We start from the raw sequence: 21,424 nt of genomic DNA on the forward strand, positions 1-21,424 counted from the left end.
GTGTTGCGGCAGTCCGGGAGGAGTGAACTGCCGCGGGATATTCAGAAGCCTCAGTTCACGGCTTTGGCGTCCACCACATCCTTCTCGATGGCTTTGGCCGAGGTGATCTCGATCCGGCGCGGTTTCAGGGCCTCTGGAACCTCGCGCTTCAGTTCGATGTTCAGCATGCCGTTTTCATGGCTCGCACCGGTGACGCGGACATGATCCGCCAGGGCAAACCGACGCTCGAACGCGCGGGTGGCGATGCCACGGTGCAAATAGGTGCGCTGTTTGTCTTCGGCGGCTTTTTTGCCTGACACGACAAGCGAGTTCTCTTTCACTTCCACGGTCAGGTCGTTTTCCGAAAAACCGGCAACGGCCACCGAAATCCGGTAGGTGTCGACATCGGTTTTTTCAATGTTGTAGGGTGGATAGCTGGGCTGGGCCCCATCGTTGGTCAGAACGCGATCCATCATGTCGGCGATCTGGTCAAAGCCAATGGTGGCGCGGTGCAGCGGTGCAAAATCAAACGTACGCATGTGTCATATCCTCATTCTTGAGCGATTTGCGATAAGTGCCCTCCGACTGGACGGGCGATTTCAGGTACCGGACCCCGTTGTGGCGGTCCGATACACATCACATGGGTAGCGATTTCGCCGAGTTCAACCCCCGCCAGAACTGATGAATTTCGCACCAGATCCTGACTTACCGGACCCGACCTGCAATCGGCGGATCGACGCCTTGGGCTGAGGTGCGTCGCGCCGCATGATGGCCTTGAGCTCGGCGACGATCCCGCCAAGCTCCATGCCAAACCCCACCTTTCTACGGCCGTTCGTGCCTACCGCCGATACCACAGACAGGATCTGCCAGCGCGCACCGTTTTTCGCCAGAATTGCAGACCCGGAAGACCCGAAAGTAATGTCGCAATCAAAGGTGATCAGACCCTGCCTGCGGTCGATGATACGGCACGACCGTTCTCGGGTGATCGCCTCGGACCGTCCGCGCCCATACGAGGCAATGCTGATCTCGTTGCCCGGAACACGGCCGCTGTGCAGCGCAAAAGGGTCGGCGACCGAATACGGGATAGGCTCGTTCAGCCGCATCAGGGCCACGTCCAACTGGACACCTTCGTGCGACAGCGGGTTCTGCGCCCCATAGCTGGGATGAAGGGCGATTTGCGTGACCTGACGCTCGGCCAAAGCGTTGCCGTTGCTAAGGCCTGCACGAAACGTGATGTCTTCGGGCACATAAGTCTTCCCGGTACGACGATCCACCGCACAATGGGCTGCGGTCAGCACCATGTCCTGCGCGATCAACGTGCCGGTGCAATACGAGGCATCGCGGACATCCAGCCGACCGATAGCCTCCCAACCATAAAGGTCATCCCGGTCGGTCAGCTTGCGCTTGTTGGATTGTGCTTGCGGCGCTGTTGCCAAGACGCTCAGGCCCAATAACAAGCTCCAGAAGACTCTCATCATGGTCGAATGAACCTTGCGCCTATGTTCTTGTTCGTTCCCGATCCGGACGAGGAAAGCCCAAATCCCCGCCCTGCAGAAAGTTCGTCACGCAGCAATTGCAGCGAATGCTCAACCGCGGTTCCAATTGCAACACTCTGGCCGTCCATACTGGCCTTGGCCGCAACCACCGATACGATCTGAGGGCGCGCGCCCGTGAAAGAAAAAACGGGTGCCCCCGAAGACCCGAAATCAACGTCGCAGGACATGACCATAACCCCGGCCTGCCGGTTCATGACCGAGCAGACCTGTTGCAGCGACGGAGCTTCTGACCGGTCATGCGCATAAGACACAACGCCCACTTCAGCGCCACGTTTGGGCTGATCGCCCGACTCAAATGGAATGACGGCGGTATTACGGATCGGCTGCCACAGCTCGATCAAAGCCACGTCCGCGCTTACCCGGTCGGCCGTAGAATCGACGCCATATTGGTAGTCCGGATGGATCACAGCCTGGCGCGCGGTCCGATAGGCCAACGCACGTCCCAAACGCCACCCGGCCAGAAACTCGATATCCGCAGGGTTGATCCGTTGTCCGGATCTTTTGTCGAACAGGCAATGCGCTGCTGTCAGTACAAGCGTCGGCGACACCAGCGTTCCGGTGCAAAACCCCGCGCCGGCGATATCCAACCGCCCGACAGCCATCCACTCGCGCCCGGAATCCGACGTATCCAGGCTTTCCAGCCTAGTGTCCTGCGCCGTGGCCGCCAATGGCAAGACACAGAGCACGATCGCCTTGATCCAGTTACGCACGCGGTTCTCCGAGACTCACTTCGAAGCTTTTGTCCTACGTGCCGCGTTGGGCGAAAATAGGGCGATCATGCACCAAAGGTATTTCCCTGGGAAATGATGCGCGCTGGCATCAGCATGATTCACCGCAAGACGGGAACCGGGTTCCCTGTTTCCTGCAAGGCCGGTGGCTTTGGTCCGCCCGTTGCCCAGTCCAGCAACTCTACCGTGTGAACGATCGGCAGTTGCGTACCAGAACCGATCTGCATCATGCACCCGATATTGCCGGCAGCAATGATATCAGGCTGTTTCGCCTCAAGAGTTCTGACTTTTCGCTGTTTCAACTGGCCTGATATGTCCGGCTGCATCAGGTTGTACGTTCCCGCGCTGCCGCAGCACAAATGACTGTCGGCGGGTTCGACGACCTTGAAACCCGCGTGTTTAAGCAAGTCTTTGGGATAGGATTTGATCTTCTGCCCATGCTGCAATGAACAGGCCGCATGATAGGCGACGGTCAGGTTTTGGTTTTCCCCCGCCGGCAGGTCCAGCTGGATCAGAAGTTCACTGACATCCATGGCGATTGCAGACACACGCGCCGCATCTTCGGCAAGCGGGCCATTGCGAAACATATGCCCATAATCTTTCACGGTGGTGCCACAGCCAGAGGTATTGATGACGATGGCGTCCAACCCATCACCGTCCATTTCCCGTTTCCAGGCTCTGATATTGGCGCTTGCCGCCATATGACTGTCTTGCACTTTGCCCATGTGATGGGTCAAAGCTCCGCAACACCCGGCACCTTCGACGATCACGACCTCGCACCCCAACCGTGTCAGCAGGCGGATCGTGGCGTCATTGATATCGGTGTTCAGCGCCTTTTGTGCGCAGCCTGTCATCAGCGCCACCCGCATTTTTCGTTCACCGCCGGGCGCAAAACTCTGCGGATCATCGTTGCGGCTGACAGACGGGATATGCTTGGGCGCCATCTCCAACATCGCGCGCAGCCGGGCATCTGGCATCAGGAACCGGAAAGGACGGCCCAGCCTGGCCCCGATCAGGGCCCAACGGAACCGCATCGGATAAGGCAGGATCTGCGCCAAAAACCAACGCAACAGCCGATCCGTCCGCGGACGCTTGTAGTTGGCCTCGATATATTCGCGCGCATGATCGACCAGATGCATATAATGCACACCTGACGGGCAGGTGGTCATGCAGGCCAAACAGGACAGGCAGCGGTCGATGTGCTTGACCGTCTTTTCGTCGGGCACACGCTCGTTTTCCAGCATGTCCTTGATCAGGTAGATGCGCCCACGAGGACTGTCGAGCTCGTCTCCCAGCACCTGATATGTCGGACACGTGGCCGTGCAAAATCCGCAATGGACGCAGTTTCGCAGAATCTCGTTCGAGCTCTGGATGGCCGGGTCTTGCAATTGCTCATCGGTGAATGTTGTCTGCATCGCCCTATCCCATCAGCCCCGGGTTGAACAAACCGCGAGGATCAAATTTCCCACGCAAGCCCTTTGTCAGAGCCAAAATTGATGTGGGTTCCGGATGAAATCGCCCCAGTTTTCTGATCGTTTCGTGGTCGGATCGTACCAAAGTGGCATGACCTGAAAACCCACCAAGCCGGGCACGCACATCCGTGCCACCCGGGACCCGCAGCCAGACAAGACCACCGCCCCAGTCAAACAGCGTTTGATCCGCTTCGGCGCGCGCCGAAATCTCCGCCGCGTCACCCGGTTTTACCGAAAGCCGCCAGACGTCCCCGTCCTTGCCCTGAAATGGGTGAACGTCGCGGATCCCAGTCCAAAGCGTTGCGGCGTCTCCCTCGTCTGTCACCTCACCATAATCTGCCAGTAAGGCGGTCAACCGACCGATCCTGTACGTCACCGATTCTGCAAATCCCTCGACCCTAAGCAGGGCATTTCCACCCGCCGGATCATAGGCGGCACCAGTCACTTCAAAAGGTGATTTCAACGCAGCGGAAAGAACTTTCACCGCGCTGCCGGCATCCCGAACGGCGACGGACAAAGTCGCCACTCTTTCCGGCTTGGGCAGCACCTTCAACGACACTTCGGTCAGAATTCCCAGTGTTCCCCAAGACCCACCCATCAATTTAACGAGATCATAACCGGTGACGTTTTTCATAACTCGCCCACCATTCTTGACAACCTGCCCGCGCCCGTCGACGAAACGCACACCCAGCAGGAAATCCCGGCAGGCGCCAACCTGAATCCGCCGCGGGCCCGAGATATTGGCCGCGACGACACCGCCGATCGTTGGTTCACCTTGAGTATCAAGCAAACTGCGGTGATCCATCGGCTCAAACGCCAGTTGCTGACCTTCCGCTTCCAGCACGGCCTGGATCTCTGCCAATGGTGTCCCGGCCTTGGCCACAAGAGTAAGTGCTCCGGGTTCGTAAAGCGAAATGCCACGCAGAGCCCCGGTTTCGATATTCGCGTCGGGACCGGTGACCGCGCGCGTGCCGCCACCGACGATGCGAACAGGGTCTTTCAATCCGGCCACCATGTCGGCCAGTTCAGATTCTGATTCAGGTTTCATGGCAAAATCCGTTATTAGAGCCTTTTATTCGGCAGCAATCTGCGCGTGGCGACGGGTTTCCGAAACGTTCAGTGGAAACACCTTGGCAGGGTTCAGCAGCCATTTGGGGTCAAAAACGTCCTTGACCGCTATCTGCGCCTCAAGATCGGCAAGCGCATATTGATGCGACATCAGATCCCTCTTCTCGATGCCAACGCCGTGCTCACCGGTCAGACAACCGCCTTCATCCACGCATAGTTTCAGAATTTCGGCCCCGAATGCCTCGCATTTTTCCAGATCACCCGGCTTGTTGGCATCGAAAAGGATCAGCGGATGCATGTTCCCATCCCCTGCGTGAAAAACGTTCCCGACAGGCAGACCGAATTCTTCACTCAACTCGCCGATACGGCGCAGCACCGTTGGCAGGGCCGACACCGGGATCGTACCGTCAAGGCACATGTAGTCGTTCAACTGCCCCATGGCGCCGAATGCGGATTTCCGACCAAGCCAGATTTTTGCGCTTTCTTCGGCTGACTGGCTTTCTCGCAGCTCGACCGGGTTGTGGCGTTTGGCGATCTCGATGATTTTCGACAATTGATGGTCAATTTCGGCTTCCGACCCTTCCACTTCGACAATCAACAGAGCATGGCAGTCGGGATATCCGGCGTGCGCAAAGTTTTCGCAGGCTTTTATGCACAGCGTGTCCATGAACTCGATCGCGACCGGCAGAATGCCCGATTTGATAATGTCCGAAACACACTGACCCGCGACTTCGTTGTCGTCGAACCCCATCAGAACCGGCCGCGCGCCTTCGGGTTTGCGCAGAATGCGCAGTGTTGCTTCGGTCACCACGCCCAACTGACCTTCCGAGCCGCAAATGACGCCCAAAAGGTCCAGACCGGGCGCATCCAGATGCGCGCCGCCGATCTCGACGACACTGCCATCCATCATCACCATGGTCACGCCCATAAGGTTGTTCGTTGTCACGCCATATTTCAGGCAATGCGCGCCACCTGAATTCATCGCGATATTGCCGGCAATGGCGCATGCCAGTTGCGAGGAAGGATCAGGCGCATAAAAGAAATCCTCCTCCTCGACCGCGCCGGTGACGCTCAGATTGGTGCGGCCCGTCTGCACCCTGATGAAACGGTTGTCATAGTCAACCTCCAGCACCTCATTCATCCGCGCGACGCCCAGAATGACGCAATCAGCCGTTGGCAATGCCCCGCCGGCCAGCGACGTACCCGCACCGCGCGGCACGACAGGCACGCCTTCTTCATGGCAGATGCGCAAAACGTCCGAGACTTCCTGCGTGCTCGACGGCAGCACGGCCAGCATCGGCGGGCATTTGTAAGCCGTCAGGGCATCGCACTCATAGGCTCGGGTTTCAGCCGGATCATGGATAATTGCCGTATCCGGCAAAACCCGCGACAGCCGCGAAACGATCGCGCTTTTCCGGTTCAGTACGTCCGGGCTTGGCTTTGGCATTTCCATGGCACCCTCCCTTTGGTAAAATAATATTACCAATTTACCACTCTGGCAAGTTGCGATGTCCGGTCGTACTGTCGCGCCATGACCTGGATCGAACGTGCCGCCCTATTTTCCCCTCTGGATTATGCTGCCATTGCAATATTGCTGGGTGCGTGGCTGTGGATCGGATGGAAGATCGAACACCCGTCACCACAGAAGCCGTCCGTCGCCCTTGTGATGGATGGCTACCGCCGCGACTGGATGCACGAGATGGTGACGCGCCAGCCACGGATGTTCGATGCGCAGGTCGTGGCTGCCATGCGGCAAGGCAGCACCTTTTTCGCCTCAACCACGATGATTGCCATCGGGGGCGGTCTGGCCCTGTTGGGCAATACCGAGCGATTGGCCGGGGTGGCGACGGATCTTGCCATCGGCAGCGCACCGGCGATGGTCTGGGAAATCAAGATACTTGTGGTTGTCCTGCTGCTGGCCAATGCTTTTCTGAAATACGTCTGGGCCCATCGTCTTTTTGGGTATTGCGCCGTTTTGATGGCCTCGGTCCCCAACGATCCTGAGGACCCAAACGCCTATCCTCGGGCCGGTCAGGCGGCCGAGATCTGCGTGACCGCCGCCCGAAGCTTCAACCGCGGTCTCCGCGCCACCTATTTCGCCCTTGCTTCGCTAGCGTGGTTTCTTGGGCCGATGGCATTGGTGTTGGGCACGATGATCACATTCGGTGTCCTGTATCGCCGCGAGTTTGCATCGCATTCCCGCGCGATCCTCATGGCCCAAACGTCGAACACAGAGACGTGATCCCCAAGCGCAGCATTAAACCCTAGGTTCGAACCATGCGATATGTGATTCTCAGTGCCTTTCTGGCTGTACCTGCCCTTGCCGACCCGCCGACAATCGAACAGGTCCGCGCCAGTGCCACCGGTGACACATGGCGGTTCGACGTGACGATCCGGCATCCCGATACAGGCTGGGATCATTACGCCGACGGCTGGCGCGTTCTGGACATGGACGGGAATGAACTGGGACTACGGGTGCTGCACCACCCGCATGAGACAGAACAACCTTTTACCCGCTCGCTTGGCGGCGTGGTGATTCCGGAAAACGTTTCACAGGTGCAGATTCAGGCCCGGTGCAATGTGGATGGCTGGAACGAAGACACGACGTTGGTCGAACTGAACTGACCTTCAGAAAATCCCCATGGCCAGGCCCGCACCCAACGCGGCGCCGATCTCGCGACACCGATCCAGCTGATCTTCCGGAATGGTTTTTCGGGCCAGAATGGCCTCGGGCGTTTGCGCATGCGTGCAGACAATCAGCGGCGACAGGACCTCTTTCAACCGCCATCCAGTGGCGATCCGTGCGATCTGGCGGGCTGCATTCTCTCCGTCCGACCCGGCGCAAATCATCTGCGCATATGGGCGACCTTCGATCTGTCCCAGAACCGGGTAATAACAGCGGTCGAAGAATTCCTTCATCAAGCCCGAGATCGCCGCCAGATTCTCTGGCGCGCAGAAGATGTAGCCGTCGGCGGCCAGCACATCCTCCGGCCCCGCCTGATCCGCTGGTACGATCTCAACCTCGGTCTCAGCCCGCGCCGATTCAGCCGCCGCTTCGGCCATCTGCCGGGCACCGCCTGTGCGCGAATGGTAAACGATCAGAAGCTGCGCCATGTCAGACCCGGTGATAGGGGCCACCTGACAGAATGGTCGCGGCCCGATACAGTTGCTCGGCCAGCATCACACGGACCAGCATATGAGGCCAGACCATCGACCCGAACGAGATGGAAAAGTCGGCTTCGGCCCGCAAAGCAGGGTCTATTCCGTCGGCCCCGCCGATGACCAGCGCCAGATCCTGCCGCCCCGCATCGCGCCAACCGCCCAGTTTCCTGGCAAAATCGGGTGAAGACATCACGCGCCCGCGTTCGTCCAGCGTACAGATCACCGCGCCCTTGGGCAGCGCCTTGCGCAGCAACGCGGCTTCGGCCCCCATGCCTGCGTTTTTCTTGTCCTCGACCTCGATCAACCGCGCGGGACCAAGGCCCAGGCCACGGCCGGTCCGGTCAAAGCGGGTCAGATAATCATCAAGCAGGGACTTCTCCGGTCCGGCGCGCAATCGCCCGACCGCAACTATGCTGATACGCATATCTCTCTCGCCTCCGGCCCCTCAATACGGGCCGGGATGGCGCCTCAGTTCGCCGAGGCGCTGCCGCCCTGGGGCAGCCACATCTTTTCCAGCTGGTAGAATTCGCGCACTTCGGGGCGGAAGATATGGACGATCACGTCGCCCGTATCGATCAGCACCCAATCGCCGGCATCCTTGCCTTCGACCTTCGAGGTGAAACCGAATTCCTGCTTGATGCGATCCGTCAGCTTTTCCGCCATGGCCGAGACCTGACGGGTCGACCGACCCGAAGCAATGACCATGTGATCCGCGACAGACGACTTGCCTTGCAGGTTGATCTGCACGACGTCTTCGGCCTTGTCATCGGAAAGTGAGGAAAGGATACGCTCAAGCAGCTTGTCGCTGATTGACTGAGAGTGGGCCATTACACGGGACCCGTCTTCGGCAGGCAAACCCGCCTGTGTATGTAGTGACAGGACATAGTCCTCCTTTGCTGCGCGCCGTGAAACCCCGGCGCCGGGGTACTAATAAAGTAACAAGGGGAATGCAACATTTCAATGAAAGCGCGTCCGGCCCCGCGCAGGGTTGATCACTCTTTTGCGATTTGTTGCATGTTTGCGTTTTCCGACAAAAGCCGAACCTCGCGCTGCGGGAAGGGAATCGAGATGCCTTCGTCCTGAAACGCATCCCACAGCGCAAGATAGACATTTCCCCTTATATTGGTCAGCCCTTTGGTCGGATCGCTGATCCAGAACCGCAGAACGTAATCCACGCTGCTGTCGCCAAAACCGGTGATATGGCAAACCGGTTCATGTTTTCCGCCACTCAATACGCGGGTCACTGCCTTTACAGCCCGGATCGCCGTTGCCCGCACTTTGTGGGGGTCATCCTCATAGCTGGTGCCGAAATCCAGATCTAACCGCACGAATTTGTCGGAATGCGACCAGTTCACCACCTGGTTGGTAATCAGGTCCTCGTTCGGGATCAGGTATTCCCGCCCGTCCCGCGTGACAACCGAGACATAGCGTGCGCCCAGCGCATTGATCCAACCGAACGTATCGCCCAGCGAGATCACATCGCCTGGCTTGATCGACCGATCCATCAGGATAATGATCCCCGATATGAGGTTCGACACCACTTTTTGCAGGCCGAACCCGATGCCCACGCCGATCGCGCCCGACAACAGCGCAATGCCGGTCAGATCGAAGCCCAGCGTGCGGATCGCAGCCAGAAAGACCGCGCCATACAGCAGCACCTGAATTCCCTTGGCCAACAACACCTGCATGGACGGGGTGATGTCGTCATTGCTCTGCAATCCACGCTCGGCCGCGCGGGTGCCGATGCGGGCCAGCGTCAACAGGACCCCGATCAGCAGGATGGCCTTGAGAATACCCAGCAAGGAAATATGCAGGTCACCGACGGAAATCGCGACCCCATCGAGGAATTCGGCCACGTCATCCGTCAGATTCAACGCAACAAGCGTTGCATAGACCCACATTGCCCACTTGAATATCCGTCGCAGCGTCCGGTTGCGGACAAGCCTCGCGACCAGTGCAATCGCCAGCCACGCAGCTGCCAGAGTTGCAATGATCCCAATGAGATAACTGCGTGACGGCCAGGTGACATGCTGCATAACCTGATACAAGAGCCAGGACAGCAGCACGAAATAGACCAGTGTCAGCCGCTGCATCAGCTGTACCATGGTGCGAAGCCGCCATTTCGGCCATCCGGTGCGTGCGCGCGTCCAAGCATCCCATCGCGGCTGTGTCAGAACTTTCAGAAGGAAAGCCAGCGCCCAAAGGAAAAGGATGATGACCAACTGATACTGCCGCCAGCCCGGCGTAACCACCAACTCGACCAGTTCTTGAAGCTCGGAAGAGAACCCCGCGACCATGTTGTTGTAAAGGTCTGTCAGCGAGCTGGGGATCAGGTCTTGGTTCATACGCGCCTCCTGCACGGCAGCTTGGACAGCAATGCTAGGCGATGCAAGTCTGACACCAGTTTTGAACCTTGATTGCAGCAAAGGCGCGGTATATCTGAACCGCATGAGACTCAATGTGGCCCAAGAACAGAATCTGGAAGACCGCGCGCGTCTGCGCGAACGGTTCTTTGGGGCTGCCCGCACGGTCCTGGCGCGCCTACCCGTCGCCTGAACCAACTCGCTAGCTATTTCTCATTACATACGGGAGAGGACACATGTCCCCCAAAACACTCTATGACAAGATCTGGGATGCCCATGTCGCGCACGAAGCCGATGATGGCACCTGCCTGCTGTATATCGACCGCCATCTGGTCCACGAGGTCACCAGCCCGCAGGCGTTCGAAGGCCTGCGCATGGCAGGCCGCAAAGTGCGCGCCCCAGAAAAAACCATTGCCGTGCCGGACCACAACGTTCCGACCACACCGGATCGGGTGAACGGTATTGAAAACCCGGAATCGCGCATTCAGGTCGAAGCGCTGGACAAAAACGCCCGGGATTTCGGCATTCACTATTACCCGGTGAATGACGTCCGTCAGGGCATCGTGCACATCGTCGGCCCCGAACAAGGCTGGACCCTGCCGGGCATGACCGTCGTCTGCGGCGACAGCCATACCGCCACGCATGGCGCATTCGGCGCATTGGCCCACGGCATCGGCACGTCCGAGGTCGAACACGTTCTGGCCACGCAGACCCTGATCCAGAAGAAATCCAAGAACATGAAGGTGGAAATCACCGGTAAATTGCAGCCGGGCGTGACCGCCAAGGATATCACCCTGGCCGTGATCGGCGAAACCGGCACCGCCGGCGGCACCGGCTATGTCATCGAGTATTGCGGTGAAGCCATCCGCAACCTGTCGATGGAAGGCCGCATGACCGTCTGCAACATGGCCATCGAAGGCGGCGCACGCGCAGGGCTGATTGCACCGGATGAGACCACGTTCGAATATGTCAAAGGCCGTCCGCATGCGCCGAAAGGTGCGCAGTGGGAAGCCGCGATGAATTGGTGGAAAACACTCTACACCGACGAAGGCGCGCATTTCGACAAGGTTGTCACGATTCGTGGCGAAGACATCGCGCCTGTCGTCACCTGGGGCACTAGCCCCGAGGATGTTCTGCCGATCACTGCAACCGTGCCGCACCCCGAGGATTTCGAAGGCGGCAAGGTCGAGGCGGCCCGCCGGTCAATCGAGTATATGGGTCTGAAAGCCGGTCAGAAGCTGAGCGATGTCGAGATTGACACCGTCTTTATCGGGTCCTGCACCAACGGACGTATTGAAGACCTGCGTGCCGCGGCCGAGATCCTGAAAGGCAAGAAGATCAAGGACGGTATGCGCGCCATGGTCGTGCCGGGTTCGGGGCTGGTCCGCGCCCAGGCCGAAGAAGAAGGCCTGGCCGACATCTTCAAAGAGGCCGGGTTCGAATGGCGTCTGGCAGGCTGTTCGATGTGCCTGGCGATGAACCCCGACCAGTTGCAACCGGGCGAACGCTGTGCCGCGACCTCGAACCGCAACTTCGAAGGCCGTCAGGGCCGGGGCGGGCGCACACATCTGCTGAGCCCGGCAATGGCTGCCGCAGCGGCAATCACGGGACGGCTGACAGACGTCCGTGAATTGATGTAAGGTGCCCTCATATCTAGATATTTGAGGGATTGAACAAATGAGTGACTGGGTCAAATGGCTCCTGCTGGGGCTTCTATCAATTGCGTTCGGCGTCTTTGCGCTGGGCAATGCGATTGCGGCTTCGCTTGCCGTAACGGTCGTAACCGGTGCGCTGCTGCTGATTGCAGGCGCGATGCAGGTGGTCGGCGGTTTCACCGTCGAAGGCACAGGCAACAAGATTCTGTCACTTATCATGGGTGCGGTCATGCTGTTCCTGGGCTGGTCCTTTCTGGATCATCCGCTTCAGGGAACACTGACGCTGGCAACCGTGATGCTGATCCTGTTCATGGCAGGTGGCATCGCGCGGGTCATTCTGTCGTTCCAGATGAAAGGAACACAGTTTTTCTGGCCCACGATGATCTCGGGCATCTTGTCTATCATCCTCGCAGGTATCATCTGGTCTTATGCAAGCAGCGAACCCGCCGCTTTGCTGAGCCTTCTGGGTATCCTGCTGGGCATCGAGATGCTGTTCAACGGGTTCGGATTTGTGTTCATGGCGTTCTTCGTCAAGAACGCACCCAAGGACGAAACAACAGAAGCGAAAGAAGCTTAATCGCGGGATACGGGCGCGGCCCTCTCCTGCAGGAGTGCAGACATGGAAAAGTTTGAAAAAGTCCACGGGGTGGCCGCCCCGATGCCACTGATCAATATCGACACCGATATGATCATTCCCAAAGTGCATCTGAAAACCATCAAACGGTCCGGCCTTGGCGTCGTGCTGTTTGATGAAATGCGCTATCATGATGACGGGCAGGAAAACGAAGAGTTCGTCCTGAACAAACCCGCCTATCGCGAGGCCGAAATTCTGGTCGCCGGCGACAATTTCGGCTGCGGCTCGTCGCGCGAACACGCACCCTGGGCGATCAAGGATTTCGGCATCAAAGTCGTGATCTCGACCAGCTTTGCCGACATCTTTTTCAACAACTGCTTCAAGAACGGCGTCCTGCCGATCGTGGTCGAAGAAGAACACCACGCGATCCTGATGGAAGACGCACATAAGGGAGAGAACGCCCGGATGACCGTGCACCTGGAAGATCAGCAGATCACCACTTCGGATGGGGTCGTGATCGAATTCGACATCGATCCGCACCGCAAGCACTGTCTGCTGAACGGTCTGGACGATATCGGCCTGACCATGGAGAAAGATCACCACATCGACAAATTCGAGGATCACGCAAGTCAGGCCCGCCCCTGGGTGTAAGGCCTTAGCCGATTCTTTGGATACTCAACCTAACGGGGTCGCCAAGGCGGCCCCGTTCTCATTCTTGGGGTTGATTTTACCAGAACCACAACATCTTGGTCTCACATTGAGATACACGTCGGATTTGCGTCGAAAATGATGCAATCCCGCACCAGTTGCGCCATCATTTTGCCCGAAATCACGTGTTTTCTGCACCCTGTCTTGAGCGAAATGCCGCTTATCGTCCATGTTGGCGCTAAAGAGGCATCCGTCAAAAACTCGAGACGATGGGCACAAGTTGGAATGTAAGTCGGCGAAGATCGACTTATCCGGTTTGAAAAAGGGTTCGGATAGTGATTGCGCGCACAACAGGGGCGGCGATACGCGGAATACTTGTGGCACTGATGGTGCTGACACCCGCGTTGTACCTGCCTGTATCATCGACGAACGGGACCGAGATTCTGGTCTTCCTCGCGATTCTCGCGTTCATCCTGACATTCGCCGAGTACAATTCTGCCTTTCCCAGCTTTATTGAATTTCGCGATGCGCCGCCGGTGAACCGTCTGCGGTTTGTCGGGCTGATGTCGATGGTCACCTTTCTGACCCTGGTTTGCAAAAACGCCTATGAGCCGACTGAGCTGACCGCGTTTGCCTACACCGCGGGTCTGGCCGTCGCGAATGTCGCGGACTTTCCCTATTCCCCGGTTCGATTGATCGTGCTGATGCTGCCCTTGGATGCGGGCCAGCCGTTGATCGAATTGGTTCGGATCGCAGCCAGTGTGGCCTATGTGGCCGCCTTGGTCACCGTCGCCAGCTTTGCCTATGCGGTCAAAGTGCGTGGCTGGCCCACGGGTAATGGCGCCTTCAACGTTTGGACCAATCTACCGTTGTTTGATCCCACCAAGGGCGGCGATGTTGTCACCCGCCTGCAACGCGATGGTCGCCTGAATATCTGCATTGGTGTTCTGCTTCCCTTCCTCATTCCGGCCGTCATCAAGCTCATGAGTAGCGTCGTCGCCCCGATCTCGCTGAGCAATCCGCAAACGTTGATCTGGACCATGTGCGCTTGGGCCTTCCTTCCCGCCAGCATGATCATGCGCGGCATGGCGACGCTTCGCATCGCGGGTCTGATCGTAGAAAAGCGCCGCGCCTATTCGACTAGCGAGACAACGCAAGCCGCATGATCCGTGCCCTTGCCCTGCTGCTGCTGCCTTTATCGGTGCAGGCAGAGGTTTATCGCATCTCCACCTACAACACTGAACTCAGCAGAAACGGTCCCGGCCTGCTGCTGCGCGACATCCAGCGGGATGATGCGCAGGTTGAAGCCGTTGTCGAGGTCATTGCCGCTGCGCGACCTGATGTCATTGCCCTGCAAGGCATCGACTGGGATCTGGAAGGCGCGGCCCTGAGCGCCCTGTCCGAGAAACTGCGCGAGGCGGGCCTGGATTTCCCCTATCACTTTTCCGCCCAACCAAATGCTGGGCTGGAAACGCCGCTGGATCTGGACGGTGATGGCAAAACGCAAGGCCCCGGCGACGCGCAGGGCTGGGGGAAGTTCACCGGCCATGGAGGGGTGGCGGTGTTGTCCCGTTTCGAAATCATGACCGATGACGTTCAGGATTACACCGATCTGCGGTGGAAAGATCTGCCTGGGGCTGCTTTGCCACGCGGTGATGGGCTTCCCTTCCCGTCTGAAGCTGCGCACGACATTCAGCGCCTGTCCTCGACCGTGCATTGGGTTCTTCCCATCGAAACCCCGCAGGGGCGATTCAGCCTGATGACCTTTCACGCCGCCCCACCGGTTTTTGACGGACCCGAGGATCGCAACGGTCTGCGCAACGGGGATGAGATTCGCCTGTGGTCGGTTTTGTTGAATGGCGGTCTGGGGCCAGTTCCTCAAGGCCCCTTCGTGATAGCTGCGGACGCCAATCTCGACCCGAGCCGCGGAGAAGGCCACAAACAGGCCATTCGCGCGCTTTTGACCGATCCCAAGGTGCAGGACCCGATGCCAATGGACCCATCGGGGTCATCAGCAACGGTCGAATGGAAAGCCACCGGGGAAATGCGCGTTGACTACGTGTTGCCATCCAGTGATCTGCAAATCGTGGAAACCGGCATTGTCTGGCCCGTGGAAGGTGACACGCTGTACGACAGTGCCCGACGCGCCAGCAGACATCGACTGGTCTGGGTTGACATAATCCTACCCTAGAACCTCGCCCCCGTTCCCGGCTGTTGACGATGAAGCGGCACGTTGGGGCGGAATGGCGGAACGCAAGGCATCCTCCAGGTTCGTTTCAGAAAACGAGGCCAGCAATTCTTTCATATAGCCGCCATCCAATTGATGCGGCACGTGCCAGAGGTACCGCATCTCGATCAAATGAGGGGCCATGCGCCAGAACGGGCGGGCCAATTGCAGCGGCCACCAATTCATGCGTCGCACTGCAACCGGCCGGCCGGTGACTTGCGAAAGCGATTGAGCCATCTGCGTCCCGGTCAAAGTGTACCCTTCAAAGGGAACATCGCCAAAACGGGGAAGGTCTTGCCGCATCTCAGCCAGCGCGACGGCGGCGCGGGCCAGATCAGGCAGAAAGGCCCAAGCGTGCGGCGCGTGCGGATCGCCGGGGTAAACGAACTGACCGCGCGAAAGACGCTTGATCATGACCTGATCGAACCAGTTTCCGGATGCATTGGTGTCGATGAAATCCCCGGCGCGCAAAAGGATGGTGCGCACGGTTGACGCGCGATAGGCCTCTTCCATCTCGATCCGAACCCGGCCCAGAGGGTTGGTGGCCCGATGCGGCGTCCCGCCCGACCATGGACCCGGCGTATTTCCACCAAATACGTAGACATTGCCCGGCACGATCACGGTCGCCCCCGTATCTGAGGCCGCATCTATCACTCGTTTGGTCAGCACCGGCACATCGCGTGCCCAATCGGGATAGGGCGGGTTCCACCCGTTCACGATGACGTCCACGCCGCGCGCAGCCTGTGACAGCGAATCAGACCTGCGGTCAAATTCCGTCACATCCCAGCCCGCGCACCTGAACGCCAGGGCTGCATTGCGCCCAAAACGACCTGTTGCGCCCAGTACCAGTGCAGATTGTGCCATGTTTACCTCCTGACTGAGATCAATCTAGCCATTCACTTCGCGCAAGGAATTGCCGCAATTTGCAGAACGTGTATTCATTTCTGAATGGACAAAGCTCTGACACATGCAGATTGGTCTCTGATCCAATGCTTTCTGGCCGTGGCCGAGACGGGATCGCTGTCCGCCGCCGCACGGCATCTGAATCGCAGCCAACCCACTTTGGGGCGGCAGGTCCAAAACCTCGAGGACGAGCTGGGCGTCTCTCTTTTCGATCGCCACGCGCGTGGTCTGAAACTCAGCGAAGCGGGTTCACAGCTTTTGCCGATGGCCCAGCAGATGCACAGCGCCATGACCGCGTTCAGTCTTGCCGCCGCGGGGCAATCGCAACAGCTTGAAGGTTCGGTGCGTATCACCGCATCGGTCTTTGCCTCGCATCACCTGCTGCCACCGATACTGGCGTCCATCCGCAAGCAGGAACCCACGATTCAGCTTGAACTGGTGGCCACCGACACCACCGAGAATCTGCTCTATCGCGAGGCGGATATCGCCGTGCGTATGTATCGCCCTGCTCAGGTGGATCTCATTTCCCGCTATCTCGGGGATGTGCCGCTGTGTTTTTGTGCCGCCAAGTCCTATCTGGACCGGAAGGGGCGCCCCAAGACGCCGGAAGAACTGTTTACGCATGACCTGGTGGGGTTTGACGCGAACCAGGAAATCATCAGGGCCATGCGTGAAAAGGGATGGCCCGCCAGCCGCGACAGCTTTGCCACCCGCTGTGACCTGCAAAGCGCCTATTGGGAACTGATCCGGGCGGGCTGTGGCATAGGCTTCAGCCAGGTACAGGTTGCCCAAGCTGACCCCGACGTGGAAATCCTGCCGCTGGATGTAGACATCCCGATTCTACCCGTGTGGCTGGCCGCACCTCAGGCCATGCGCCAGACCCCGCGCATCCGCAGAGTCTGGGATTTGTTGGCAGAAGGGCTCAAAGCCGCTCTTTGAGGGTCAAAGCGGACCGGTATAAGTTCCACGCGCGGGATAGTTGTTGCCCAATGTGAATTTCAAACCACCCGCAATATCCGACATGGACGGGCGACCGAAAGGCGTGGTCTGTTGCCATGCATAGTACAGCGTGCGGTCGGGTGCGATGTAGAAGTGCCCCGGCTCTGCGAACAGGTCCGGTTCGGCGCTGCCTTCGCGCTTGGTCGAGATGTTAAGACCCCAATCATCCCGCGCGGCGGACAGGGGAAGGCTGTGACCCACACGCAGGCGCGACGCTCCGGCTTTTTCGGCGGTTTCCGCCGCGCGCTCGGCTGTATCGGTGGTGATCATGATGACCTCGACGCCCAGCGCCGCAAAGTCATCCAGCGCCGCTTCGACCTCGGCCATCTGCTTGATGCAGATCGGGCAATGCAGCCCGCGATATTGAATCACCAGCGTCCCGTTTTCGCCCTTGTCCGCGTCCAGATCGAAGCTGCCATGGGCAACAGTTTCGATTTTCAGCGCAGGAACCGGATTTCCAGGAGTCAGCATGTGTTTTCCTTCTGTTTTGGCAGGTTCGTCTCATTGACCCGATGCAACGCAGACGCTAGGCCCTGTGCAACAAAACGCAAGGAGACCCTTCATGTCCAACCCTTCGCTCCTTATCCTGCCCGGAGACGGAATTGGCCCGGAAGTCATGGCCGAAGTGCGCAGAATCATCGATTGGTTCGGCGCCAATCGCGGTCTTCAATTTGACGTGAGCGAGGATCTGGTCGGCGGTGCCGCCTATGACGCCCACGGCAAGCCTTTGTCCGATGAGACGATGGCCAAGGCGCAAGAGGTCGACGCGGTTCTGCTGGGCGCTGTCGGTGGTCCGAAATACGACGATCTGGATTTCAGCCTCAAGCCCGAGCGCGGCCTGCTGCGCCTGCGCAAGGAAATGGACCTGTATTCGAACCTGCGCCCGGCCCAGTGCTTTGACGCGCTGGCCGATTTCTCGTCACTGAAGAAAGATATCGTTGCCGGCCTCGATATCATGATCGTGCGCGAACTGACTTCGGGCGTCTATTTCGGCGAGCCGCGTGGGATTTTCGAAGAAGGCAATGAACGCGTCGGCATCAACACCCAGCGTTACACCGAATCCGAGATTGAACGCGCTGCGCGCTCGGCCTTTGAACTGGCCATGCGCCGGAACAAAAAGCTGTGCTCGATGGAAAAAGCCAACGTGATGGAATCGGGCATCCTGTGGCGCGAAGTGGTCAACCGTGTTGCCGCTGACTACCCCGAAGTTGAGCTGAGCCATATGTACGCCGACAACGGTGCCATGCAGCTGGTGCGCGCGCCGAAACAGTTCGACGTGATCCTGACCGACAACCTGTTCGGTGACATCCTCTCCGACTGCGCCGCGATGCTGACCGGGTCTCTGGGTATGCTGCCGTCGGCGTCGCTGGGCGCGCCGATGGCCAATGGACGCCCCAAGGCGATGTACGAGCCCGTACACGGATCCGCCCCCGATATCGCAGGTCAGGGCAAAGCCAACCCGATCGCCTGTATCCTCAGCTTTGCGATGGCTCTGCGCTACAGCTTTGATCAGGGCGAGGAAGCGGATCGGCTGGAAGCTGCGATCGAGAAAGTTCTGGCCGACGGCGTTCGCACCGGCGACCTGCTTGCGGATGAGGGTGTTCAGCCCGTCTCGACCAGCGAAATGGGCGACGCGATCCTATCTGCATTGGACGCAAGCGTCTAAGCAACGAAACAAAGAAATAACAAAAGGCGGTGCACCGGGCACCGCCTTTTTTTGTTTTGGCGTTTTCGAGATTGATTTAATTGCCGCCGAAAATGTTCTTCAGCAGATTGTTGATGTCATTGGCAAAACCTCCGCGCTTTCGACGGGGCTGCGGCTGGGCAACCTGCACCGGTGGTTCCGGCGCCATCATCGGCAAGGGCGTGGGTGTCATCCCCTCGGTCACGCGCAGCATGGTTTCTTTCCAGATCTCGGCCGGCAAGCCACCACCGGTCACGCCGGACAAGGGCGTGTTGTCATCATACCCCATCCAGACCCCGGTCACATAATCCGCCGTGAACCCGATGAACCACGCATCGCGCGCGGCCTGGGTCGTGCCGGTCTTGCCCGCCACCTGCCAGCCGGGCAATTTGGCCCGCCCGCCGGTTCCTTCAGAGACCACGCGCTCCATCATCCAGGTCAGTTGTTTGGCAGCCTTTTCATTGATCACCCTCTCGCCAATACCGGTCGTCGTGACCATGACGGGTGTTTCGTCGCCCAACAGCTTCAGTTCGGTCAGCCCATAAGGTTCAACCTGCGACCCGCCATTCAGGATGCCCGCATAAGCCCCGGTCATCTCGATCAACGTGCTTTCAGATGCACCAAGCGCCAGCGCAGGCCCCTGTGCCAGGTCGCTGGCAATCCCAAAGCCGCTGGCGACCGTCCGAACATTGTCCAGGCCGGAAATCTCGGCCACTTTCACCGCCGGTATGTTCAGCGAGTTTTTCAGCGCATCCGCCAAAGTCACCCGCCCATAATACTTGTTGGTGTAGTTCTTGGGACACCACTGGCCTGACCCCGGAATATCGACGCAATAGGGTTCATCCATCACCGTATCCAGCGGCGAATATCCAAGTTCCAGCGCGGTGGCGTAAACGAATGGCTTGAACGATGACCCTGTCTGTCGCAACGCCTGCGTCGCCCGGTTGAACGCGCCAGACACGCGTGTCTTGCGCCCACCAACCATCGCGCGCACCGCACCGTCGGCCGACATCACCACAATGGCCGCCTGCGCCTTTGATCCTTCGCGCACTTTTTCCTGAAAGATGAACTTCAGCGCCTCTTCCGCAGAGGTCTGAATGCGCTGATCCAAGGTTGTCCGGATCACCACATCTTCGGTCGTGTTGCGGGTAAAGAACTCGGGCCCGCTGGCCATGACCCAATCCGCAAAATACCCCCCGGCCCGCGCAGCCGCCGCCTCGGACAGTTGGGCCGGGCGCGCCCGCGCCTCGCTGGCCTGCGCGGCGGTCAGATAGCCCTGATCCTCCATCAGACCGATTACAAGGCGGGCCCGGTCCTGCGACCGTTGCAGATTGTTCGTCGGCGCATAGCGTGTGGGCGCAACCAACAGCCCGGCCAACATCGCTGCCTCGGCCGGCGAGACTTCGGCGGCGGACTTGCCAAAGTACCGCTGGCTTGCCGCCTCGAACCCGCGCGCGCCTGCACCAAGGAAAGCCCGGTTCAGGTAGATCGTCAGAACCTCATCCTTGGAGTATTTCACCTCCATCGCCATTGCATAAATGGCCTCTTTGGCCTTGCGCCACAGCGATCCCTGACGGCAATCGGCTTCATAGGCGGCCTCTGATTCCCATTCTGTCGGATCATAAGGCACGCCCAGACACAGCAGTTTGGCCGTTTGCTGCGTTATGGTTGACCCGCCATGCCCGGACAACGGGCCGCGCCCTTCGCTCAGGTTGATGCGCACGGCGCTTGCCACACCGCGCGGGCTGACCCCGAAATGGCGATAGAACCGTTTGTCCTCGGTCGCGATGACGGCGTTTTTCAGATGCGGCGACACCGTATCAGCAGTGATCACCCCGCCAAACTGGTCGCCCCGCCAGGCAAACACTTTGCCGTCGCGGTCCAGCAGCGTGACAGACCCGCGCGCACGGCCGTCCAACAAGGCATCCAACTCAGGCAACGAGGAATAGACGACACCCACCGCCAGGGCGATCAGGATGGCCACGACCGCTCCGACCCGCCAGGTCAGACCCCAGACCATGCGCCAGACCCAACGGAAGAAACGACGCAAGATGCCGCCGCCTTTGCCCCCCGATCTTTTGCGCGTCTTTTTGCGCGCAGTTTTGCGTGAGGTGGTTTTGCGAGCCGTCGCCTTCTTGCCCGCCGGGCGCTTGGATGCCGACGGTTTACGACCCTTTGACGGGTACCTTTTATCCGCAACCAATTTCGGCTTGCGTCGCTTGGACTCAGTCATGCTCAAACTCTGCCCGGGTTTTCTTTTGCGCCACCATACCCCGGTGATCTGAGTATGTAGAGGTCCGAATTTCCGAAATTTCCCCTCACAATACTGCCCATTATTTAATCAGCGTGCCTATTTTGTGCAAATAATGTGCAATTTTTCGCCGTTTGGCGATCCTTTGGCCCTCA

General features: G+C 58.9%; 24 protein-coding genes. 10 read left to right on the forward strand and 14 right to left on the reverse strand.

Annotation, left to right across the window (positions count from 1 at the left end; all coding sequences use genetic code 11):
- Window positions 1–50: 50 nt before the first annotated feature.
- From GOW31_RS17525 to GOW31_RS17550, 6 genes are all read right to left on the reverse strand, one after another.
- Window positions 51–518, reverse strand: coding sequence for an Hsp20 family protein (locus GOW31_RS17525; RefSeq protein ID WP_171171838.1), 468 nt, complete (start codon window positions 516–518; stop codon window positions 51–53).
- A 123-nt stretch (window positions 519–641) separates the two neighbouring features.
- Window positions 642–1,430 (reverse strand): serine protease, encoded by a 789-nt coding sequence (locus tag GOW31_RS17530; RefSeq protein ID WP_254441751.1) that lies wholly within the window; start codon window positions 1,428–1,430, stop codon window positions 642–644.
- 23 nt (window positions 1,431–1,453) lie between these two features.
- Window positions 1,454–2,245 carry a serine protease gene (locus GOW31_RS17535; RefSeq protein ID WP_171171842.1) on the reverse strand — a complete coding sequence of 264 codons (792 nt, stop codon included), beginning with the start codon at window positions 2,243–2,245 and terminating at the stop codon, window positions 1,454–1,456.
- A gap of 119 nt (window positions 2,246–2,364) precedes the next feature.
- Window positions 2,365–3,678, reverse strand: coding sequence for a glycolate oxidase subunit GlcF (glcF, locus tag GOW31_RS17540; RefSeq protein ID WP_171171844.1), 1,314 nt, complete (start codon window positions 3,676–3,678; stop codon window positions 2,365–2,367).
- 4 nt (window positions 3,679–3,682) lie between these two features.
- On the reverse strand, window positions 3,683–4,783 hold the full coding sequence (locus GOW31_RS17545; protein WP_171171846.1) for an FAD-binding protein: 1,101 nt from the start codon (window positions 4,781–4,783) through the stop codon (window positions 3,683–3,685).
- A 24-nt stretch (window positions 4,784–4,807) separates the two neighbouring features.
- Window positions 4,808–6,256: an FAD-linked oxidase C-terminal domain-containing protein gene (locus GOW31_RS17550; protein ID WP_171171847.1), complete on the reverse strand. Its 1,449-nt coding sequence runs from the start codon at window positions 6,254–6,256 to the stop codon at window positions 4,808–4,810.
- Window positions 6,257–6,334: 78 nt separating this feature from the next.
- On the opposite strand from GOW31_RS17550, the gene GOW31_RS17555 reads away from it, so the two are divergent.
- Together GOW31_RS17555 and GOW31_RS17560 are read left to right on the forward strand one after the other, a co-directional pair.
- A complete protein-coding gene (locus GOW31_RS17555) occupies window positions 6,335–7,045 on the forward strand; it encodes a DUF599 domain-containing protein (RefSeq protein WP_152459727.1) in 711 nt (236 codons plus the stop codon).
- Window positions 7,046–7,080: 35 nt separating this feature from the next.
- Window positions 7,081–7,428, forward strand: a complete 348-nt coding sequence (locus GOW31_RS17560) for a hypothetical protein (RefSeq protein WP_171171849.1) — start codon at window positions 7,081–7,083, stop codon at window positions 7,426–7,428.
- 3 nt (window positions 7,429–7,431) lie between these two features.
- Here the strand turns inward: GOW31_RS17560 and GOW31_RS17565 are convergent, their stop codons facing one another.
- The 4 genes from GOW31_RS17565 to GOW31_RS17580 all read right to left on the reverse strand — a co-directional run bounded on the left by GOW31_RS17565 (window position 7,432) and on the right by GOW31_RS17580 (window position 10,310).
- Entirely contained in the window at window positions 7,432–7,917 is a 486-nt protein-coding gene (locus tag GOW31_RS17565) for a flavodoxin family protein (RefSeq protein ID WP_171171851.1), read from the reverse strand.
- 1 nt (window position 7,918) lies between these two features.
- On the reverse strand, window positions 7,919–8,389 hold the full coding sequence (rlmH, locus tag GOW31_RS17570) for a 23S rRNA (pseudouridine(1915)-N(3))-methyltransferase RlmH (RefSeq protein WP_171171854.1): 471 nt from the start codon (window positions 8,387–8,389) through the stop codon (window positions 7,919–7,921).
- A 44-nt stretch (window positions 8,390–8,433) separates the two neighbouring features.
- Entirely contained in the window at window positions 8,434–8,793 is a 360-nt protein-coding gene (gene rsfS, locus GOW31_RS17575) for a ribosome silencing factor (RefSeq protein ID WP_058276550.1), read from the reverse strand.
- Window positions 8,794–8,957: 164 nt separating this feature from the next.
- A complete protein-coding gene (locus GOW31_RS17580) occupies window positions 8,958–10,310 on the reverse strand; it encodes a mechanosensitive ion channel family protein (protein ID WP_171171856.1) in 1,353 nt (450 codons plus the stop codon).
- A 103-nt stretch (window positions 10,311–10,413) separates the two neighbouring features.
- On the opposite strand from GOW31_RS17580, the gene GOW31_RS17585 reads away from it, so the two are divergent.
- Genes GOW31_RS17585 through leuD form a run of 4 tightly spaced genes read left to right on the forward strand, consistent with a single transcriptional unit; the run spans window position 10,414 to window position 13,208 of the window.
- Window positions 10,414–10,521, forward strand: coding sequence for a hypothetical protein (locus GOW31_RS17585; protein ID WP_010438763.1), 108 nt, complete (start codon window positions 10,414–10,416; stop codon window positions 10,519–10,521).
- A gap of 43 nt (window positions 10,522–10,564) precedes the next feature.
- Window positions 10,565–11,968 (forward strand): 3-isopropylmalate dehydratase large subunit, encoded by a 1,404-nt coding sequence (leuC, locus tag GOW31_RS17590; RefSeq protein WP_152459723.1) that lies wholly within the window; start codon window positions 10,565–10,567, stop codon window positions 11,966–11,968.
- Between the two features lie 37 nt (window positions 11,969–12,005).
- A complete protein-coding gene (locus GOW31_RS17595) occupies window positions 12,006–12,560 on the forward strand; it encodes an HdeD family acid-resistance protein (RefSeq protein WP_171171858.1) in 555 nt (184 codons plus the stop codon).
- Between the two features lie 42 nt (window positions 12,561–12,602).
- Window positions 12,603–13,208 (forward strand): 3-isopropylmalate dehydratase small subunit, encoded by a 606-nt coding sequence (leuD, locus tag GOW31_RS17600; RefSeq protein ID WP_171171859.1) that lies wholly within the window; start codon window positions 12,603–12,605, stop codon window positions 13,206–13,208.
- Window positions 13,209–13,232: 24 nt separating this feature from the next.
- Here the strand turns inward: leuD and GOW31_RS17605 are convergent, their stop codons facing one another.
- Window positions 13,233–13,436 carry a hypothetical protein gene (locus GOW31_RS17605; RefSeq protein WP_171171862.1) on the reverse strand — a complete coding sequence of 68 codons (204 nt, stop codon included), beginning with the start codon at window positions 13,434–13,436 and terminating at the stop codon, window positions 13,233–13,235.
- A gap of 104 nt (window positions 13,437–13,540) precedes the next feature.
- Between GOW31_RS17605 and GOW31_RS17610 the strand changes: the two genes are divergently transcribed.
- On the forward strand, window positions 13,541–14,371 hold the full coding sequence (locus GOW31_RS17610) for a hypothetical protein (RefSeq protein WP_152459720.1): 831 nt from the start codon (window positions 13,541–13,543) through the stop codon (window positions 14,369–14,371).
- Window positions 14,368–15,396, forward strand: coding sequence for an endonuclease/exonuclease/phosphatase family protein (locus tag GOW31_RS17615; protein WP_171171864.1), 1,029 nt, complete (start codon window positions 14,368–14,370; stop codon window positions 15,394–15,396). Before GOW31_RS17610 ends, GOW31_RS17615 begins: the two co-directional genes overlap by 4 nt.
- On the opposite strand, the gene GOW31_RS17620 is transcribed toward GOW31_RS17615, so the two are convergent.
- Window positions 15,388–16,296, reverse strand: a complete 909-nt coding sequence (locus tag GOW31_RS17620) for a sugar nucleotide-binding protein (RefSeq protein ID WP_171171866.1) — start codon at window positions 16,294–16,296, stop codon at window positions 15,388–15,390. The genes GOW31_RS17615 and GOW31_RS17620 overlap by 9 nt on opposite strands.
- Before the next feature lie 84 nt (window positions 16,297–16,380).
- Between GOW31_RS17620 and GOW31_RS17625 the strand changes: the two genes are divergently transcribed.
- On the forward strand, window positions 16,381–17,274 hold the full coding sequence (locus GOW31_RS17625) for a LysR family transcriptional regulator (protein ID WP_171171868.1): 894 nt from the start codon (window positions 16,381–16,383) through the stop codon (window positions 17,272–17,274).
- 3 nt (window positions 17,275–17,277) lie between these two features.
- On the opposite strand, the gene GOW31_RS17630 is transcribed toward GOW31_RS17625, so the two are convergent.
- Entirely contained in the window at window positions 17,278–17,805 is a 528-nt protein-coding gene (locus GOW31_RS17630) for a redoxin domain-containing protein (protein WP_171120094.1), read from the reverse strand.
- Window positions 17,806–17,896: 91 nt separating this feature from the next.
- On the opposite strand from GOW31_RS17630, the gene leuB reads away from it, so the two are divergent.
- Entirely contained in the window at window positions 17,897–19,000 is a 1,104-nt protein-coding gene (leuB, locus tag GOW31_RS17635; RefSeq protein ID WP_152459715.1) for a 3-isopropylmalate dehydrogenase, read from the forward strand.
- 76 nt (window positions 19,001–19,076) lie between these two features.
- On the opposite strand, the gene GOW31_RS17640 is transcribed toward leuB, so the two are convergent.
- Window positions 19,077–21,251, reverse strand: a complete 2,175-nt coding sequence (locus GOW31_RS17640; RefSeq protein WP_171171870.1) for a transglycosylase domain-containing protein — start codon at window positions 21,249–21,251, stop codon at window positions 19,077–19,079.
- Window positions 21,252–21,424: the final 173 nt, after the last annotated feature.

It is taken from the genome of Ruegeria sp. HKCCA0370, assembly GCF_013033705.1.
In the GTDB taxonomy this organism is placed as follows: Bacteria; Pseudomonadota; Alphaproteobacteria; order Rhodobacterales; family Rhodobacteraceae; genus Ruegeria.

Bases quoted from the DNA above. Each gene is read 5' to 3' on its own strand.
- GOW31_RS17555 (WP_152459727.1), top strand. From the start codon at position 6,335: ATGACCTGGATCGAACGTGCCGCCCTATTTTCCCCTCTGGATTATGCT.
- GOW31_RS17620 (WP_171171866.1), bottom strand. From the start codon at position 16,296: ATGGCACAATCTGCACTGGTACTGGGCGCAACAGGTCGTTTTGGGCGC.
- GOW31_RS17640 (WP_171171870.1), bottom strand. From the start codon at position 21,251: ATGACTGAGTCCAAGCGACGCAAGCCGAAATTGGTTGCGGATAAAAGG.
- rsfS (WP_058276550.1), bottom strand. From the start codon at position 8,793: ATGGCCCACTCTCAGTCAATCAGCGACAAGCTGCTTGAGCGTATCCTT.
- leuB (WP_152459715.1), top strand. From the start codon at position 17,897: ATGTCCAACCCTTCGCTCCTTATCCTGCCCGGAGACGGAATTGGCCCG.
- GOW31_RS17580 (WP_171171856.1), bottom strand. From the start codon at position 10,310: ATGAACCAAGACCTGATCCCCAGCTCGCTGACAGACCTTTACAACAAC.
- GOW31_RS17595 (WP_171171858.1), top strand. From the start codon at position 12,006: ATGAGTGACTGGGTCAAATGGCTCCTGCTGGGGCTTCTATCAATTGCG.
- glcF (WP_171171844.1), bottom strand. From the start codon at position 3,678: ATGCAGACAACATTCACCGATGAGCAATTGCAAGACCCGGCCATCCAG.
- GOW31_RS17615 (WP_171171864.1), top strand. From the start codon at position 14,368: ATGATCCGTGCCCTTGCCCTGCTGCTGCTGCCTTTATCGGTGCAGGCA.
- GOW31_RS17625 (WP_171171868.1), top strand. From the start codon at position 16,381: ATGGACAAAGCTCTGACACATGCAGATTGGTCTCTGATCCAATGCTTT.
- GOW31_RS17550 (WP_171171847.1), bottom strand. From the start codon at position 6,256: ATGGAAATGCCAAAGCCAAGCCCGGACGTACTGAACCGGAAAAGCGCG.
- GOW31_RS17585 (WP_010438763.1), top strand. From the start codon at position 10,414: ATGAGACTCAATGTGGCCCAAGAACAGAATCTGGAAGACCGCGCGCGT.
- GOW31_RS17565 (WP_171171851.1), bottom strand. From the start codon at position 7,917: ATGGCGCAGCTTCTGATCGTTTACCATTCGCGCACAGGCGGTGCCCGG.
- leuD (WP_171171859.1), top strand. From the start codon at position 12,603: ATGGAAAAGTTTGAAAAAGTCCACGGGGTGGCCGCCCCGATGCCACTG.
- GOW31_RS17525 (WP_171171838.1), bottom strand. From the start codon at position 518: ATGCGTACGTTTGATTTTGCACCGCTGCACCGCGCCACCATTGGCTTT.
- GOW31_RS17605 (WP_171171862.1), bottom strand. From the start codon at position 13,436: ATGGACGATAAGCGGCATTTCGCTCAAGACAGGGTGCAGAAAACACGT.
- GOW31_RS17630 (WP_171120094.1), bottom strand. From the start codon at position 17,805: ATGCTGACTCCTGGAAATCCGGTTCCTGCGCTGAAAATCGAAACTGTT.
- GOW31_RS17545 (WP_171171846.1), bottom strand. From the start codon at position 4,783: ATGAAACCTGAATCAGAATCTGAACTGGCCGACATGGTGGCCGGATTG.
- leuC (WP_152459723.1), top strand. From the start codon at position 10,565: ATGTCCCCCAAAACACTCTATGACAAGATCTGGGATGCCCATGTCGCG.
- rlmH (WP_171171854.1), bottom strand. From the start codon at position 8,389: ATGCGTATCAGCATAGTTGCGGTCGGGCGATTGCGCGCCGGACCGGAG.
- GOW31_RS17560 (WP_171171849.1), top strand. From the start codon at position 7,081: ATGCGATATGTGATTCTCAGTGCCTTTCTGGCTGTACCTGCCCTTGCC.